Genomic DNA, 15,065 nt, shown 5'->3' on the forward strand with positions numbered 1-15,065 from the left:
ATGACCCGCAACATCGCCTCGCACCCTGCCATTCGCAGGCCCCTTCGCGAGGACACCACGCCGATGAACAAGCTTCCCCAGATCACCCTGGCCTTCTGGGTGATGAAGATCTGCGCCACCACACTCGGCGAAACCGCCGGCGACCTGCTGTCGATGACACTGGACGTCGGCTACGCCATCAGTTCGATGATCCTCATCAGCCTGTTCCTCGTCTCACTGGTCACCCAGCTCCGCGCCCGCACCTACAACCCGGCCCTGTACTGGACGGTGATCCTCACCACCAGCACCGCCGGCACCACCATGTCCGATTTCATGGACCGCACCCTCGGCCTCGGCTACGCCAGCGGCTCGGCGATCCTCATCTCGCTGCTGCTTGGCGTCCTGGCAGTGTGGCGGTTCAGCGAGAAATCCCTGTCGGTGGACCACATCGACAGCCGTCGCGGCGAGCTTTTCTACTGGATCGCCATCCTCGTCTCCAACACCCTCGGCACCGCCCTGGGCGATTACCTGGCCGACGACTCCGGCCTCGGCTTCGCCGGCGGTGCCCTGCTGATCGGCAGCCTGATCGCCGCCGTGGCGCTGGCCTACTACTTCACCCGCCTGTCCCATGTGCTGCTGTTCTGGCTGGCCTTCGTCCTCACCCGCCCGTTCGGCGCCACCCTCGGCGACGTCCTCACCAAACCCCACGCCAAGGGCGGCCTGGACTTCGGCACGGTCGGTTCCTCGGCGATCCTCGCCGGCGTGCTGGTGGTGCTGGTGGTCATCGCCATCCGCGCGCAACGGCAGCAGCCCCTGCTGCAGGCCATCCCCCTGCAGGACAGCCCGCCTCGTTGAGGGCGGTCGCCCACTCGCAACAAGGCGTGCCGCTGACTGGCGACACGCCATCCGCAAGCAGCCGCTCCGCTCGCGCAAGGCTCACCCCAGGGTGGGCCTTGTGTCGTTCATCAGACGTTGTAGTCCGCCGGCGGCGGTGGCAGTTGGCTGAGGAGTTCGTGCAGGCCGGCGGCCCAGTCGCGGCGGATGCCCTGGTAGTACTCGTCGTCTTCGGTGACGCGGTAGCCCACCGGGTGGATGAGGCTGTCGGTGTGGTAGACCAAGAGGTCCAGCGGCATGCCGACGGAGAGGTTGCTTCGGATGGTGGAGTCGAACGACACCAGGGCGCAGCGCAGGGCCTCTTCCAGGCCGGTGCGGTAGGTGAGGTTGCGGTCGAGGATGGGCTTGCCGTACTTGCTCTCGCCCAGTTGCAGGAAGGGGGTGTCCTCGGTGGCCTGAATGAAGTTGCCCTGGGGGTAGATGCTGTACAGCGCCGGCGGCTGGCCGGCGATCTGCCCGCCGACGAGGAAGGAGCAGGTCAGGTCGGTGTTGCCCGCCAGCGGTGCGCCGTCCCGGGCCACCACCTCGCGGATGGTCTCGGCGACCAGGGCGGTGGCGTCGTACAGGGTCGGCACGCTGTCGAGGTTCACCAGGGTGCTGCCCAGGCGCTGCTTGAGCAGGTTGACCACCGACTGCGAGGTGGCCAGGTTGCCGGCGCTCTGCAGCACGATCAGCCGCTCGCCCGGCACGCCGAAGGTGAACAGCTTGCGGAAGGTGGCGATGTGGTCGATGCCCGCGTTGGTGCGGGAATCGGAGACGAACACCAGGCCATCGGCGAGGTGCATGGCGACGCAGTAGGTCATGTCAGGCTCCTGTTGTTGTAGGCGCCCCGCCCTGCCCATGTTCGGGCGGCATTCCCGGCTGGTGGCCTGCCGGGTGGCAGGCGGGCAGTCAAAAGCCGGGGTGCGGCGGAGCGTCGGGGGACCGCGTTACTGCTGTTCCTGGACCATCAGCAGCGGCGGCGGGTCGAGGTCGACCCGCGCGTGCATCTGCTCCCCGCCGCCCCGGCGCATCCCGCGCACGGGGCAGGCGTCGAGGTAGTCCAGCCCCACCGCCAGCTTCAGGTGGCGTTCGGGGCGGGACAGCCGGTTGGTGACGTCGAAGCTGTACCAGGCCCCCTCCAGCCAGGCCTCCGCCCAGGCATGGCTGACCAGTTGGCTGTCGCCGTCGCGGTACAGGTAGCCGGAGACGAAGCGGGCCGGCACGCCGAGGGTGCGGGCGCAGGCGAGGAAGGCGTGGGTGTGGTCCTGGCAGACGCCGGCACGCCCGGCGAAGGCTTCGGCAGCGGTGCTGTCGACGGCGGTGACGCCGGCCTTGTAGGGCATGTGTTCGTGCAGGGCCTCCATCAGGGTGATGAGCCCGTCGCGCCCGGTGTTGGCCGGGCAGCGCTGGTGGGCGAAGGCACGCAGGGCCTCGTCCGCTGCGGTCAGCCGGGTGCTGCGCAGGAACGGCAGCGCGGACTGGGGGTCGTGCTCGGCTTCGCGGCTCTCGTCGATCTCCACCTGGCCACGGGCACCGATGACGATGGCTTCATGGGGCTCGTCCAGGGTCAGCACGTGGAGGATGTTGCCGTACGGGTCCAGCTGCGCGCGCACCGGGCGCGGCAGGTCCAGCTCCCAGCTCAGCACGTGCTGTCGCTCGCTGTCGTGGGGGGTCAGGCGCAGGTACTGGATGCTCGCGCGAACCTGGTCGTCGTAGCGATAGGTGGTTTCGTGGCGGATGGACAGTTTCATACGGCCTCCAGGTAGGAACTGTGGATGGCTCTGGCCAGCTGGCGAACCAGCAGGATGAAGTCGGTGAGCCAGCCGTGCAGGCCCTCACCGAGGATTTCGTCGATGCTCGTGTAGCGCAGGCGGGCGTCCAGCTCGGCGGCGAGCCGCTGGGCCGGGCGGCCGTTCTCGCCGGGCAGCCCGGAGAGGATCAGGTTCAGCTCCTCCATGCAGGCCCGCAGCGAGCGCGGTACGTCGGGGCGCAGCAGCAGCAGCTCGGAGACCTGGCGGGTGCCCGGGGAACCCCGGTAGACCTCGTTGTAGGCCTCGAAGGAGGACAGCGCCCGCAGCAGCGCACTCCACTGGTAGTAGCCACGGGCGGAGGTGTCGCTGACCTGCTCGGCGTCCTCGCCGAGCATTTCGTAGCGGGCATCGAGCAGGCGCAGGGTGTTGTCGGCCCGTTCGATGAAGGTGCCCAGGCGAATGAAGCGGTAGGCGTCGTGACGCATGATGGTGCCGAAGGTGGCCCCCCGGAACAGGTGGGAACGCTCCTTCACCCAGTCGCAGAAACGCTTGATGCCGTAGCGGCCGAGGCCTTCGGCGGCGATGCCGCGCATCTCCAGCCAGGTAGCGTTGATGTTTTCCCACATGTCGGCGGTGATGCGCCCGCGCACGGCGTGGGCGTTGGTTCGCGCGGCACGCAGGCAGCTGTAGATGCTGGCCGGGTTGTCGGCATCGAGGGCGAAGAAGTGCAGCATGCGCTCGGCGTGCAGTTGCCCGTGGCGGGTCAGATAGGCGTCCAGCGTGCCGGTGATCAGCAGCGGCATGGCCAGTTCTTCCAGCCCGTCGCCACGGCCATCCTGGGGCATCAGCGACAGCGAGTAGCTGACGTCCAGCATGCGGGCGAGGTTCTCGGCGCGCTCCAGGTAGCGCGACATCCAGTACAGGTCGGAGGCAGTACGGCTCAGCACGGTCAGTCCTCCACGATCCAGGTGTCCTTGGTACCACCGCCCTGTGACGAGTTGACGACCAGGGAGCCCTCACGCAGCGCCACCCGGGTCAGCCCGCCGGGCACCAGCCGGGTTTCACGGCCGGAGAGCACGAAGGGGCGCAGGTCGATGTGGCGCGGAGCGATGCCCTTCTCGACGAAGGTCGGGCAGGTGGACAGGCACAGGGTGGGCTGGGCGATGTAGGCGTCGGGACGGGCCTTGAGGCGCTCGCGGAAGGCCTCGATCTCGGCCGCCGTGGCGGCCGGCCCGACGAGCATGCCGTAGCCGCCGGAGCCCTGGGTTTCCTTGACCACCAGCTCGGGCAGGTGGGCGAGGACGTGGGACAGCTCCTCCGGCTTGCGGCATTGCCAGGTGGGCACGTTGCGCAGGATGGGCTCCTCGTCGAGATAGAAGCGGATCATGTCGCCGACATAGGGGTACACCGACTTGTCGTCGGCGACGCCGGTGCCGATGGCGTTGGCCAGCACCACATTGCCGGAGCGGTACGCCGCCAGCAGGCCAGGCACGCCGAGCATGGACTCGGGGTTGAAGGCCAGGGGGTCGAGGAAGGCGTCGTCCAGGCGACGGTAGATCACGTCCACCGGCTGCGGGCCGGAGGTGGTGCGCATGAACACGCGGTCGTCACGCACGAACAGGTCGGCCCCCTCCACCAGCTCGACGCCCATCTCGCGTGCCAGGAAGGCGTGCTCGAAGTAGGCGCTGTTGAAGCGGCCTGGGGTGAGCACCACCACGCTGGGGTTGTCCAGCGGGCTGGAGCTCTTGAGCGTTTCCAGCAGCAGGTTCGGGTAGTGGTCGATGGGGGCGACGCGCTGGGCGGCGAACAGCTCGGGGAACAGCCGCATCATCATCTTGCGGTCTTCGAGCATGTAGCTCACGCCGCTGGGGGTGCGCAGGTTGTCTTCCAGCACGTAGTAGGTGCCGTCGCCGTCGCGCACCAGGTCGACCCCGGCGATGTGGGCGTAGATGTCGCGGTGCAGGTCCAGGCCCTGCATGGCGATCTGGTAGCCCTCGTTGGCCAGCACCTGCTCGGCGGGGATGATCCCGGCCTTGATGATGCGCTGCTCGTGGTAGAGGTCGGCGAGGAACAGGTTCAGCGCCTTGACGCGCTGGATGCAGCCGCGCTCGACCACGCGCCATTCGCTCATGGGGATGGCGCGGGGGATGGTGTCGAAGGGAATCAGGCGCTCGGTGCCCTGCTCGTCCCCATAGAGGGTGAAGGTGATACCGGCCCGGTGGAACAGCAGGTCGGCTTCGCGCCGCCGCTGGGCAAGCAGTTCTTCGGGGGTTTCGGCCAACCAGCGGGCGAACTCCCGGTAGTGCGGACGGCAATTGCCGCTCGCGTCGTACATCTCGTCATAAAAGGTGCGGGCCATGCCGGACTCCTTGTCGCTACCGACCACCGAGCCGTCGCAAGCGCCGTGCCAGCGACGAAAATCCTTCCCGATCAAGCAGTTGCAACCAGGCTGAAAATTCACTGCACCACAGCGGTGCAGCCCTGGGAGCGGATCGGGACGCCGCGCCCCGTTTGGCGGCGGCTTGAAGCTAGGACGGTGGGGATCGCCGCTGCGTTCCGTCTTTTTGCGCGGCAGAAAGGAGTCTAGGTCACGCCCGCCGGGCTGCCCGGGGAGAGGACGGAAGGTGGCTGCGCCACCCTGTCGCAGGGAGCGGGGCGGCGAGCCGCCCCGTGGGCATCAGGCGCGTTCGGGGAAGGCCAGGTCGAGCCAGTGGCGGTAGAAGCCCTCGGCCACCTGGTTCAGCTCGGCGACGCGCCGGGGCAGGTCATCCAGCATCACCTGGCGGGGTTGCTGGCTGGGCTGGGTCTCGTCCAGCAGGTGGGCCCAGTCGGTGAGCCAGAGGCGTACCAACTCCTCGGTCATCTCCGGGTGCCCCTGCAGGGCGAGGATCTTTTCCCCCCAGGAGAACCCCTGGTTGGGGCACCAGGGGCTGTCGAACAGCCAGCGCGCGCCCTCGGGCAGGTCGAAGGTGTCGCTGTGCCACTGGTAGACCGGGAACTCCGCCGGCAGGTGCGCCGTCCAGGGGCTGCCCTGGGCATCGGCGCGTTGCTCCAGTGGCTGCCAGCCGATCTCGGTGTAGGGCATGCGGTGCACGGCGGCGCCCAGGGCACGGGCCAGCAACTGGCCGCCCAGGCAGTGGCCGATGATGGGGATGTCGCGGGTGATGAAATGGCGCAGGGCGGCCAGCTCGGTGTCGATCCAGGGCAGCGGGTCGTTGACGCTCATCGGGCCGCCCATCACCGCGACGGCCCGGGGCCGGTCGAGGTCGATGCCGTCCAGCTCGCCATGGTCGGCACGCAGGACGCTGTAGGCGATGCCTTCGCGCTCCAGCACGGTGGCCAGGTGGCCGGGGGAACAGAAATCAGCGTGGGTGAGAATCAGGATATCGGTCATGGGGTTGCCTCCGTCGGCGGAGTCTGAGGCAAAGCCCCCGGCCCGGTCGAGGGGACGGAGGGCGCCACGGCCCTCCGCCCTGCCCGCTCACTCCCGGCTCAGCACCTTCATGACCCAGCGGTTGACCCAGGCCGGTGAGAGCTGCCCGGCCAGGTACAGCAGGCGGAAGGCGACGCTGATGGGACGGTGCACGGCCGCGCCCTGGGCCTGTTGCCAGCAGGCTTCGGCCACGTCCTCGGCCTGGAGGTTGACGCCGAGGCGACGCAGGGCCGGCGGCTCGAAGGTCTGCCGGCTGACCATGGGCGTGCGCACGAACGGTGGCATCAGGTCGCCGACGCGGATGCCATGGCGCCGCCACTCCAGTTCCAGCGCCTCGGTGAAACCACGCACGGCGAACTTGGAGGCGGAGTAGCTGGCCATGTGCGGCGTGCCGTAGACCCCCGACGCCGACCCCATGTTGATGACCTGCGCGCCCGGCGTGGCCTTGAGGTAGGGAAAGGCGGCGTGAGTCATCTGCACCACGCCCTGCACGTTGATGGCGAGGATGCGCGCATGCTCGGCCATGTCGATCTGCTCGAAATAGCCGAAGCGCAGGATGCCAGCGCAGTTGAACAGCAGGCGCAGCTGCCCGCCGTGCTGCCCGCAGAAGTCGGCCAGGGCCTGCTGCACGGCGCCCAGGTCGGTCACGTCCAGCGCGCGGTGCCAGACGTTGCCAAGGGCCGCGGCCTGGGTGGCGAGGGCCTCGGCGTCGCGGTCCAGCAGGCCCACCTGCCAGCCACGCTCGTGGAACAGCCGGGCGGTGGCGGCGCCGATGCCGGAGGCTGCGCCGGTGATGAGGAGGGTGGTCATCTCAGCCCTCCTGCGGGTGGTCGAGCCAGTGGCGGATGAACCCGGCGGTGCTCGCCAGGGCCTCATCGGCGCTGCGCAGCAGGCCGGCGTGGGCCTGGAACACATGCCAGAGCCCAGGGTAGCGCTCCAGGCGGACCCAGCCACCCGCCTCGCGGAGCCTGGCCACCAGGCGCAGGCTATCGTCGCGCAGCAGTTCATCCTCGGCCACCTGCACCAGCAGCGGCGGCAGGTGCCCGAGGTCATCGAACAGCGGCGACAGGGCCGGGTCCCGGCGCTCCATGCCCGGTGGGCAATAGAGGTCGGCGGCCAGCTCCATCCACTTCGGGTGGATCAGCGGGTCGCCGGCCGGTGGCTGGTGCAGGGCGTTGCCGCTGAGGTCGGTGACCGGCGAGTAGCACACCAGGGCGGCCGGTGCCGGCAGGCCGAGCTGGCGCAGGCGCAGGGCGGTGACCAGGGTGAGGTTGCCGCCGGCGGAGTCGCCGCCGATGACGATGCGCGAGGCGGCATGGCCGCTCTCCAGCAGGGCCCGGTAGGCCGCCACGGCGTCGTCCCGGCCGGCGGGGAACGGGTGTTCCGGTGCCAGGCGGTAGTCCAGCGCGCAGACGTCAAGCCCGGCGCGCTTGGCCAGGTTGCCGGCGATGGCACGGTGGGTGGCGGGCGAGCCGGTGATGAAGGCACCGCCGTGCAGGTACAGCAGCACGGCATCGCCATCGCCCGGTGGGCGGTGCCATTCGCAAGGTCGGCCGGCGAGCTGCGCCGCCTCGCGGGTGACGCCCCGGGGCGCCAGGGTGCTGGCGGTGAGTCCGCGCAGAATGGCGCGCTGCAGCGGAACCGGCAGCGGCGGGCGCATCAACCCGCGGAACAGCAGCGTCAGGGCACCCCGCAGGATGCCGCGCAGGGCCGCCTGACCGGGCTCGGGGGCGGTGAAATCAACGGACGCAGTCATAGTGTTCCAGCTCCAGGCGGCGGGTCTGCCGGCGGTAGGTGAAGGTGAAACCGGGCCAGTTGTTGGTGTTGCGCCCATCGGCAGTCTTGTACCAGCTCTGGCAACCCTGCTCCCACACGGTGTGGCGCACGGCCTGCTGCAGGCGCTGGTTGAAGCGGTGCTGCACGTCGGGCTTGAGGTCCAGGTAGCGCAGGCCATCGAGGGCGCGGATGCCGTCGAGCACATAGCGGAACTGGCTTTCCAGCATGTAGAGGATGGAGTTGTGCCCGAGGTTGGTGTTCGGCCCGTAGAGCATGAACAGGTTGGGGAAGCCGCTGACGCTGATGCCGAGGAAGGCCTCGGCGCCGTCGCGCCAGGCTTCGTTGAGGTCGCGTCCGCCTCGGCCGCGCAGGGTCATGGGGGCGAGGAAATCGGTGGCGGTGAAGCCGGTGCCGAGGATGATGGCGTCCACATCGATGCGCCGGCCGTCACGGGCGATCACGGCATCCTCGGTGACTTCGCTGATGCCGCAGTCCACCACTTCGACGTTGTCGCGATCCAGGGCCGGGTAGAAGTCGTTGGAGATGAGGATGCGCTTGCAGCCCAGGGGGTAGTCCGGCACCAGGCGCTGGCGCAGCACGGGGTCGGCGATGCCGCGTGCGAGGTGCCGGTGGAAGCGTGCACGCATCAGTTTCATCAGCGGCGGGAACACCGAGAAGGCCAGCACCCGTGACTCGTGCTGCACGTACTTGAGCAGCCGGTCGACCTTCTGCAAAGCCGGCAGGCGACGCATCAGCGCCAGCTCCCAGGGCCGGTAGGCGCGGTCGGGCTTGTGGATCACATAGGCCGCCGAGCGCTGGAACAGGCTCAGCCGGGCGACCTTGGGGGCGATCTGCGGGACGAACTGGATGGCACTGGCGCCGGTGCCGATCACCGCTACCCGCTTGCCTTCCAGGGAGTAGCCGTGGTCCCAGCGGGCGGAGTGGAACAACGCCCCCCGGAAGCGTTCCAGCCCCGGCACCTTGGGCCAGGCCGGACGATTCAGCTGGCCGCAGGCACTCACCAGGGCGCGGGCACGGAAGGTCTCGCCAGCGGTGCTGCGCACCTGCCAGGTGCCGTCGCCTTCGTCGAAGGTTGCCTCGGCCACTTCACAGCCGAAGCGGATGTGGGGTCGCAGGCCGTACTTGTCGGCGCAGTGGCGCTGGTAGGCGAAGATCTCGGCCTGGGGCGCGAACTTGCGCGACCAGTCGGCCTTGGGCTCGAAGGAGTAGGAATACAGGTGCGAAGGCACGTCGCAGGCGGCGCCGGGGTAGCTGTTGTCGCGCCAGGTGCCGCCGACGTCATCGCCTTTTTCCAGGATCTGGAAATCGCGGATGCCCGCCTTCAACAGCTGGATCGCCAGGCCGATGCCACCGAAACCGGCGCCAATGATGAGTACGCGCAGGGGCGCGCCACTCGGGGAAGTGTTGGTCATTGTTATCTCCCGTTGGCTGGAACCGCGCGGCAGGTCCTGTCCGCGAGGCTGCATGCATCCTAGTTCCGCCCCCGGGTTCGGGTTATGGCATAGTCGGACACCTGATTGTGAGTTCCGGACAACCTGCTCAAGCCACCATGACCTGCCCTGCTCCCACATCCCACCGTCGCAGCGCCACCAGCGTGCAGCTGATGATCCAGTTCGGCCTCGACCACGGCCTGAGCCTGGAGCACTGCCTGGCCGGTACCGGGCTCGACTGGCAGCTGCTGGGCGACCCCGGCTCGGAGGTGAACGCGGCCCAGGAACTGAGCCTGCTGCGCAACATCGCCCGGGGGCTGGGGGATCGTCCGGGCATCGGCCTCGACGCCGGCCGGCGCTACCGTCTGAACACATACGGCATCTGGGGCTATGCGCTGCTCAGCAGCAGCACCTACCGCAGCGCGGTGGAGCTGGGCCTGCGCTACCAGGACCTGACCTATGCCTTCCATGGCCTGCGTATCGACGAGGTGGGGGACGAAGCGCAGCTGCACCTGATCCCCTCGTCGCTTCCCGAGGACCTGCGCGGCTTCGTGCTGGAACGCGACGTATCCGGCGCGCTCAGCGTGCACCGTGACCTGGCCGGCGGCGGCCTGCCGGTGCGCCGGGCCTGCTTCGCCCTCCCCGCTCCGGCCGACACCACGCCCTGGCGTGCGCTGCTGGGCGTGGAGCCGACCTTCGGCGCGGCGCACAACTGCATCACCTTCGAGCGCGCCCTGCTGGACCTGCCCCTGCCCGGTGCCAACCCCCAGGCGGCCGCCTATTGCGAGGCCCAGTGCCGCGCCCTGCTGGACCGCCGCCGCCAACGCGACGGTTTCGCCAGCCGCATCCGCGACCTGCTGCTGGGCCGACCGGGCCAGCGGGTGGACATGGAAAGCCTGGCCGTCCAGCTGCACATGACTTCGCGCACCCTCAGGCGCCGCCTGGATGCCGAAGGCACCAGCTTCCGCCAGTTGCAGGACGAGGTGCTGGGCACCCTGGCCGAGGAGCTGCTGCGCTCCACCGCCCTGCGCCTGGAGGAGATCGCCGAGCGCCTGGGCTACGGCGAGGTGTCCAACTTCATCCACGCCTTCAAGCGCTGGAAGGGCGTCTCGCCCGGGCAGTTCCGCCGGGAGGCTCACGCCCCTCGCTGAGCCGGTATCGAATGGATGGCCCGCGCCCAGGCCTGCAGCGCGATGCAGGCGTCGTGAATGATCGCTTCGTCACTACGACCGACGTAGATCCGCTCCACGGCATCGGCGGCAATCAGTCCAACTACCGTGGGTACGCCCGCCTGGTCGGTCAGGTCGAGCCACTCTCCCCATGTGCTGGGCACGTCATACCAACGCAGATAGCCGGAGGGGGAAACGGGCCACCAGCGTCGCTCGAACTGCAACACCACTTTCTCCAGGCGCCCCATGCCCAGGTGGGCCAAGGCACGCTGCTGGGGTTCGGGCAGCGCGGGTACGAAGTCCAGGGTTTTCAGCACGCCCAGCGGTACGGTGCAGATGCAGAAGTCAGCATCCAGGCCGTTGACCCGGACGGTCGGACCGGACCAGTCGATCCGTTTCACCAGCTGCCCCAGGCGAATGTCCAGACCCTCGGCAAGCGAGGCGATAAGGGCGCTGTAGCCGCCGGGCAGGAAGCGATCCCCATGGCCGACGCCTTCCTCATCCAACGCATCCACCGACAGTTGCTCCAGCGGCAGGCAGGCTTCCTGTACCAGGTGGCTATCCAGCGCAAAACGTGTGGCGCGCGCCTGCTCGGCTTCGAGCCCGGCGAGATAGCGCGCAACCCCCTCTGCCAGTGGCAGGCAACGATCGAGATTGCGCAGCAGCGCCAGCCAGGCCGCATCAACATCCCCCGGTGCTCCGTCATGGGCGGCAGCAAGGGGGTGTCCAAAGTCGGTCTCCACCGTCACCCGCCCCTGCTGCTCGGCAAGTCGGCCCAGGGCGTTATGGGCAAACTGCTGCAGCCAGGCGGCACCCAGATCGACCGTCACGCCGCCTACCGATTGGCTGAAGGTCCGCCCACCGATGCGCTCACGCCCTTCGAGCACGCAGCATTCGACGCCGGCCTCGCGCAGGCGCCTGGCGGCGGCAAGCCCGGCGCATCCGGCGCCGATGACGATCACCTGCCGAGCCCCAGCCGCCAGAGCCAGCCCAGCAGCCCGCACGCCGTCGTCCCAGGCGCCATGGGTCATCGCGGGTGCATGCGGGTTGCAGGCTTCACCGGCCAGTACCAGACGATTCCCCAGGCATTGGCCCAATGTGCGTCGGTCCTCGGGGGAGCCGCCAGGCAACAGCGTGCTGTAGGCCCCCAGGCTGAAAGGGTCGTCGTACCAACGGGTGACATATCCACCCAGAAAACCGTCCACGGGCAGCTCCTTGCTCCGGAAAATGCGTCGGGGACTCTAAAAGCCACCAACAGCCGGAACAAGAAAACCATCATCAGCCGGCCTGAAAGCCAGCCATCTCCCAAGCCAGAGCCCCAAAACGAAACCGGCCAACCCGAAGGTTGGCCGGCATGGGCAAGGAAACAGGGCTCAGCGCGGCTGCGCCGGGACCTCCTGGGTGACCCCCCAGCCGTCGAGGACTCCGCCCAGAGGAACCACCAGTTCCTCCAGGTCATGCTCGAAGTCGCCGATGCCGGCGTGGGTGGCGTACATCACCTTGCTCACCTGCAGGTGCCAGGCCCCGTCATCCCGTGGGGAGACCTGGGCGTTGAGCGATTCACCACGGAAATTGCGTGCGGCCATCCGGGCCCGGTCCTCATCGGGAAAGATGGCGTAGAACTCGATGGGGTGAACGCGGGCGAAATCGAAACCGCCCTCTTTCATACGGCGCAAGACATTGCTGCTGACGTCATCGTGGAAGGTGGTGCTCATGTTCAAGACCTCCTCTCTGGCGATGGATGAGTGTGACGCTGGGGTCGAGGGACTCGACCTGCGGCGCCTGGCGGCGCCGCCCCACCCGTGCCCACGGACGCGGGCTCCGGGTGTGGCCGGGCCCGAGGGGCCGGCCACGGCTTGGCTTGTACACAACGATCGACTGCATCGGTTTTCAGGGTAGCGCCCAGCGCGCAGCTCTGCCGGGGAGTATGGATGGAAGCCACCGGTCGGACGACGGGCGGCATCCCTGCAGCACTGAATGGGGGGCGGCTCAGCGTAGGCTCGACGCCGACACGCTGACCATCCGGAGCCTCTGACGAAGCGCACCAAAAACGCTGAAACCCTCGTTTTAGAGCACCGGAATGTGCATGGATCGACATTTATCGCGCCTGGTTCCCCGTCTGCTGGGTGGCCAGCATTTCACCTCGCCCCGTCCTGTGCTTCGCTGGCAACCGGTCAGAAGAAACTGACCGCCTCATCAAGGAAAAGGACTGATAGATGAACAAGCAAGCAAAACTGTTGCTGTCCGGCCTGGCACTGCTGGGCACCCAGGCACTCATTCCCCAGGCACAGGCAGCCGACCTGCTCGGTCGTTGGGATCTGGATGGTGATGGCACGCCGGAAAGCGTGTTCCGCGAATCCGGAAAGATCCAGGTGAAAAGCGCCGGCGGCTCCCTGCTGCGGACCTACGACCTGGGCAATACCACCTGGGAACTGCGCTTCGCCGCCAATACCGACTCAAGGCCCGGCGCGGAGTTGATCGTCAAGGCCGGCCCCGACCTCGCCATCATCAGCATGGTGGAGAACGCCGTCCGCAAGTACCCGGTCGGCAACAAGGTCTGGAACGTGGTGGGCACTGCACAGCTGGACAATAACCCGGGCGAGGAAGTGATCGCGCTGACCGGCGCCGAAGCCATCATCGTCAGCCACCACCTGAAGGAACAGGTCACCCTCAGTGACTTCATGGTGGGCGGCTGGCACTACTACGGCCCGTTCAACATCGGTGGCCTGCCCTACGGCACGCTGTCCTTCACCACCGGCAACGGCATCCTGCTGTACGACTTCCAGACGCGCCTCAAGCGCACCACCTTCACCAATGGCGCCACTGCCACCATCGCCGCGGCAGAGGTGAACGGCGTGCCGGGCAACGAGCTCATCGCTCGCGACAACAACGACCTGATCATCTACACCGGCACAGTCGCCGCCGGCCAGTTCCAGAACTACACCCAGGGCAGCGGCTCGAACTGGGCAACATACGCTGGCTTCGTCGACACCAACGGCAAGCCGGGAGCTGACGTCATCATCAACAAGCTGGACAGGATCACCATCCTCCACCCGGCGGATAACACCCAGAAGGACTACCCGATCAACTCGACCGAGTACTCGATCCTCTCCGTCAGCGACCAGGACGGCCAGCCGGGCGCCGAGATCACCCTGATCGACAAGAGCAACCGCACCTACGTCATCAACGACCGCCTCGGCACCATCAAACCGCTCTGACCCCCTCAGCTCCCGGCTCCTGCCGGGAGCACCCTTCCCTAGTACGGATGTACTAGCCCACCGCCAAGCGTGAGCCGGTTGGCGTACCGTGACGGGCACCGTCGCTATGCTCGGCGACCTCGATCCCTGCCCGCCCAGCCCGGCGGGATTCCAGGCCCGCCTCCAGAAGGAACGCCCATGAAGAACGGACTCCCCTGCCTCAGTCTCCTTGCCCTCTCGCTCGCTCTGCTCGGCGGCTGCGTGGCGCCGCCATCGCTGATGGACCAGCAGCGTCAGTACGAACAGGAAGTGGTCAGCCAGGCCCGCCAGCTGCACGCCGCCACCGACGACCTGTTCGAGGCGGCGCTGGCCTCCGGCATGGCGGTGGTGGTGACCACCACCATCAACCTCGACAGCCAGCAGTACGACTTCGAGAACAATGACGACGCGGTGCGCTTCGAGAAGCTGCGTACCGGCACCGCCGTATGGCGCAACCGCGCCAACCCCAAGCGGGTGCTCCATGTTGGCAACAACATGAAGGCCGAGAAGATCGGCGTGCACGGCTCTCACTACCAGACCGTGTTCGGCCGCACCCTGTACCAGGTCTACATCGTCGAACCCGGCCAGTACGACCTGATGGGTAGCGTCTACAACTCTCCGCGCACCACCGCGCCCAACCCCCAGGCCAATCGCGACATCACCCCCTCCCCCCTGGGCATGGTGACGCTGGTGGAGAAGGCGTTCAGCGAGTTCGACCGGGGCCAGCGCTGGCAAGACCCGCAGTACCAGACCGAGACGGTGAACCAGAGCTATTGCGCAGCCGTACGAGTGGTCAGCGGCGAATGCGTGAGCTGGGGCAACAACGCCTACGACGTCACCCGGCAGACCTCGGCGGGTGGCTGGGTGGCGGACATCAAGGAACGCAAGGTGGCCAGCATCGAGGCCTACAGCGACCTGAAGAAGCCCTTCGCCACCTTCGAGGTGGCCCCAGGCGAGGCGGTGCTGGTGGACGGCTTCTACCCGGAGGCCCCCAACGTCGGCTTCGAGCAGAGCGACTGCCGGCGCGTGGCCAATGACAAGCTCGACTGCCAGCTCTCGGCGCTCTACATGGTGCGCATCCCCACCGGCCTGCAGGAGTTCCGCAGCGCCAGTGACCCGTCCAAGTACGGCTACATGAAGATGAGCAAGGCCCTGGCGAACCTGCAGTACCGCCCGGTCAAGCTCAACGCCAAGCCGGTCAAGGACGATTCCATCTGGGGCGAAACCTACGTGCTCGAGCGCTGAGCCACTCCCGCGCCAGACAACACCCCCTGGAGTCCACGACTCCAGGGGGTGTTGCGTTCAGGGCCCCGGCCCATCGCATTGCGCACTGGCGCACAGTCCGCCAACAAGCACCCTGCCACTAGTCCATGCGCCCTATTCATGCCGCCCTG

The 15,065-nt window shown here is 67.9% G+C and carries 14 protein-coding genes; 4 read left to right on the plus strand and 10 right to left on the minus strand.

Annotated elements, in window-relative coordinates; translation table 11 throughout:
* Positions 1 to 63: 63 nt before the first annotated feature.
* The gene (locus PotMrB4_RS17560; RefSeq protein WP_044400299.1) at positions 64 to 834 is read left to right on the plus strand and encodes a COG4705 family protein; all 771 of its coding nucleotides are present in this window, start codon (positions 64 to 66) and stop codon (positions 832 to 834) included.
* Between the two features lie 110 nt (positions 835 to 944).
* Here PotMrB4_RS17560 and PotMrB4_RS17565 read toward each other — a convergent pair whose 3' ends face one another.
* The 8 genes from PotMrB4_RS17565 to PotMrB4_RS17600 form a co-directional block, all read right to left on the minus strand.
* Positions 945 to 1,676 (minus strand): proteasome-type protease, encoded by a 732-nt coding sequence (locus PotMrB4_RS17565; protein ID WP_044400296.1) that lies wholly within the window; start codon positions 1,674 to 1,676, stop codon positions 945 to 947.
* A 126-nt stretch (positions 1,677 to 1,802) separates the two neighbouring features.
* Positions 1,803 to 2,606 carry a transglutaminase family protein gene (locus PotMrB4_RS17570; protein ID WP_044400293.1) on the minus strand — a complete coding sequence of 268 codons (804 nt, stop codon included), beginning with the start codon at positions 2,604 to 2,606 and terminating at the stop codon, positions 1,803 to 1,805.
* Entirely contained in the window at positions 2,603 to 3,553 is a 951-nt protein-coding gene (locus PotMrB4_RS17575) for an alpha-E domain-containing protein (RefSeq protein WP_044400290.1), read from the minus strand. The genes PotMrB4_RS17570 and PotMrB4_RS17575 overlap by 4 nt, the downstream gene beginning before the upstream one ends.
* 2 nt (positions 3,554 to 3,555) lie before the next feature.
* Positions 3,556 to 4,965, minus strand: coding sequence for a circularly permuted type 2 ATP-grasp protein (locus tag PotMrB4_RS17580; protein WP_044400287.1), 1,410 nt, complete (start codon positions 4,963 to 4,965; stop codon positions 3,556 to 3,558).
* Between the two features lie 318 nt (positions 4,966 to 5,283).
* Positions 5,284 to 6,000: a type 1 glutamine amidotransferase gene (locus PotMrB4_RS17585; protein WP_172434077.1), complete on the minus strand. Its 717-nt coding sequence runs from the start codon at positions 5,998 to 6,000 to the stop codon at positions 5,284 to 5,286.
* 87 nt (positions 6,001 to 6,087) lie between these two features.
* Positions 6,088 to 6,849: an SDR family oxidoreductase gene (locus PotMrB4_RS17590; RefSeq protein ID WP_172434078.1), complete on the minus strand. Its 762-nt coding sequence runs from the start codon at positions 6,847 to 6,849 to the stop codon at positions 6,088 to 6,090.
* A 1-nt stretch (position 6,850) separates the two neighbouring features.
* Positions 6,851 to 7,795 (minus strand): alpha/beta hydrolase, encoded by a 945-nt coding sequence (locus PotMrB4_RS17595; RefSeq protein WP_172434079.1) that lies wholly within the window; start codon positions 7,793 to 7,795, stop codon positions 6,851 to 6,853.
* Positions 7,779 to 9,248, minus strand: a complete 1,470-nt coding sequence (locus tag PotMrB4_RS17600) for a flavin-containing monooxygenase (protein ID WP_172434080.1) — start codon at positions 9,246 to 9,248, stop codon at positions 7,779 to 7,781. Before PotMrB4_RS17600 ends, PotMrB4_RS17595 begins: the two co-directional genes overlap by 17 nt.
* A gap of 137 nt (positions 9,249 to 9,385) precedes the next feature.
* Here PotMrB4_RS17600 and PotMrB4_RS17605 point away from each other — a divergent pair, with 137 nt between their 5' ends.
* Positions 9,386 to 10,417, plus strand: coding sequence for an AraC family transcriptional regulator (locus PotMrB4_RS17605; RefSeq protein ID WP_172434081.1), 1,032 nt, complete (start codon positions 9,386 to 9,388; stop codon positions 10,415 to 10,417).
* On the opposite strand, the gene PotMrB4_RS17610 is transcribed toward PotMrB4_RS17605, so the two are convergent.
* Positions 10,402 to 11,640, minus strand: coding sequence for a flavin monoamine oxidase family protein (locus PotMrB4_RS17610; RefSeq protein WP_232060733.1), 1,239 nt, complete (start codon positions 11,638 to 11,640; stop codon positions 10,402 to 10,404). The genes PotMrB4_RS17605 and PotMrB4_RS17610 overlap by 16 nt on opposite strands.
* Positions 11,641 to 11,808: 168 nt before the next feature.
* Entirely contained in the window at positions 11,809 to 12,150 is a 342-nt protein-coding gene (locus tag PotMrB4_RS17615) for a ribonuclease E inhibitor RraB (protein WP_069561933.1), read from the minus strand.
* 501 nt (positions 12,151 to 12,651) lie between these two features.
* Between PotMrB4_RS17615 and PotMrB4_RS17620 the strand changes: the two genes are divergently transcribed.
* Positions 12,652 to 13,653, plus strand: coding sequence for a PA5033 family protein (locus PotMrB4_RS17620; RefSeq protein WP_172434082.1), 1,002 nt, complete (start codon positions 12,652 to 12,654; stop codon positions 13,651 to 13,653).
* Between the two features lie 177 nt (positions 13,654 to 13,830).
* Positions 13,831 to 14,916, plus strand: coding sequence for a hypothetical protein (locus tag PotMrB4_RS17625; RefSeq protein WP_172434083.1), 1,086 nt, complete (start codon positions 13,831 to 13,833; stop codon positions 14,914 to 14,916).
* Positions 14,917 to 15,065 lie beyond the last annotated feature (149 nt).

This window comes from Metapseudomonas otitidis (genome assembly GCF_011397855.1).
Taxonomy (GTDB): domain Bacteria; phylum Pseudomonadota; class Gammaproteobacteria; order Pseudomonadales; family Pseudomonadaceae; genus Metapseudomonas; species Metapseudomonas otitidis.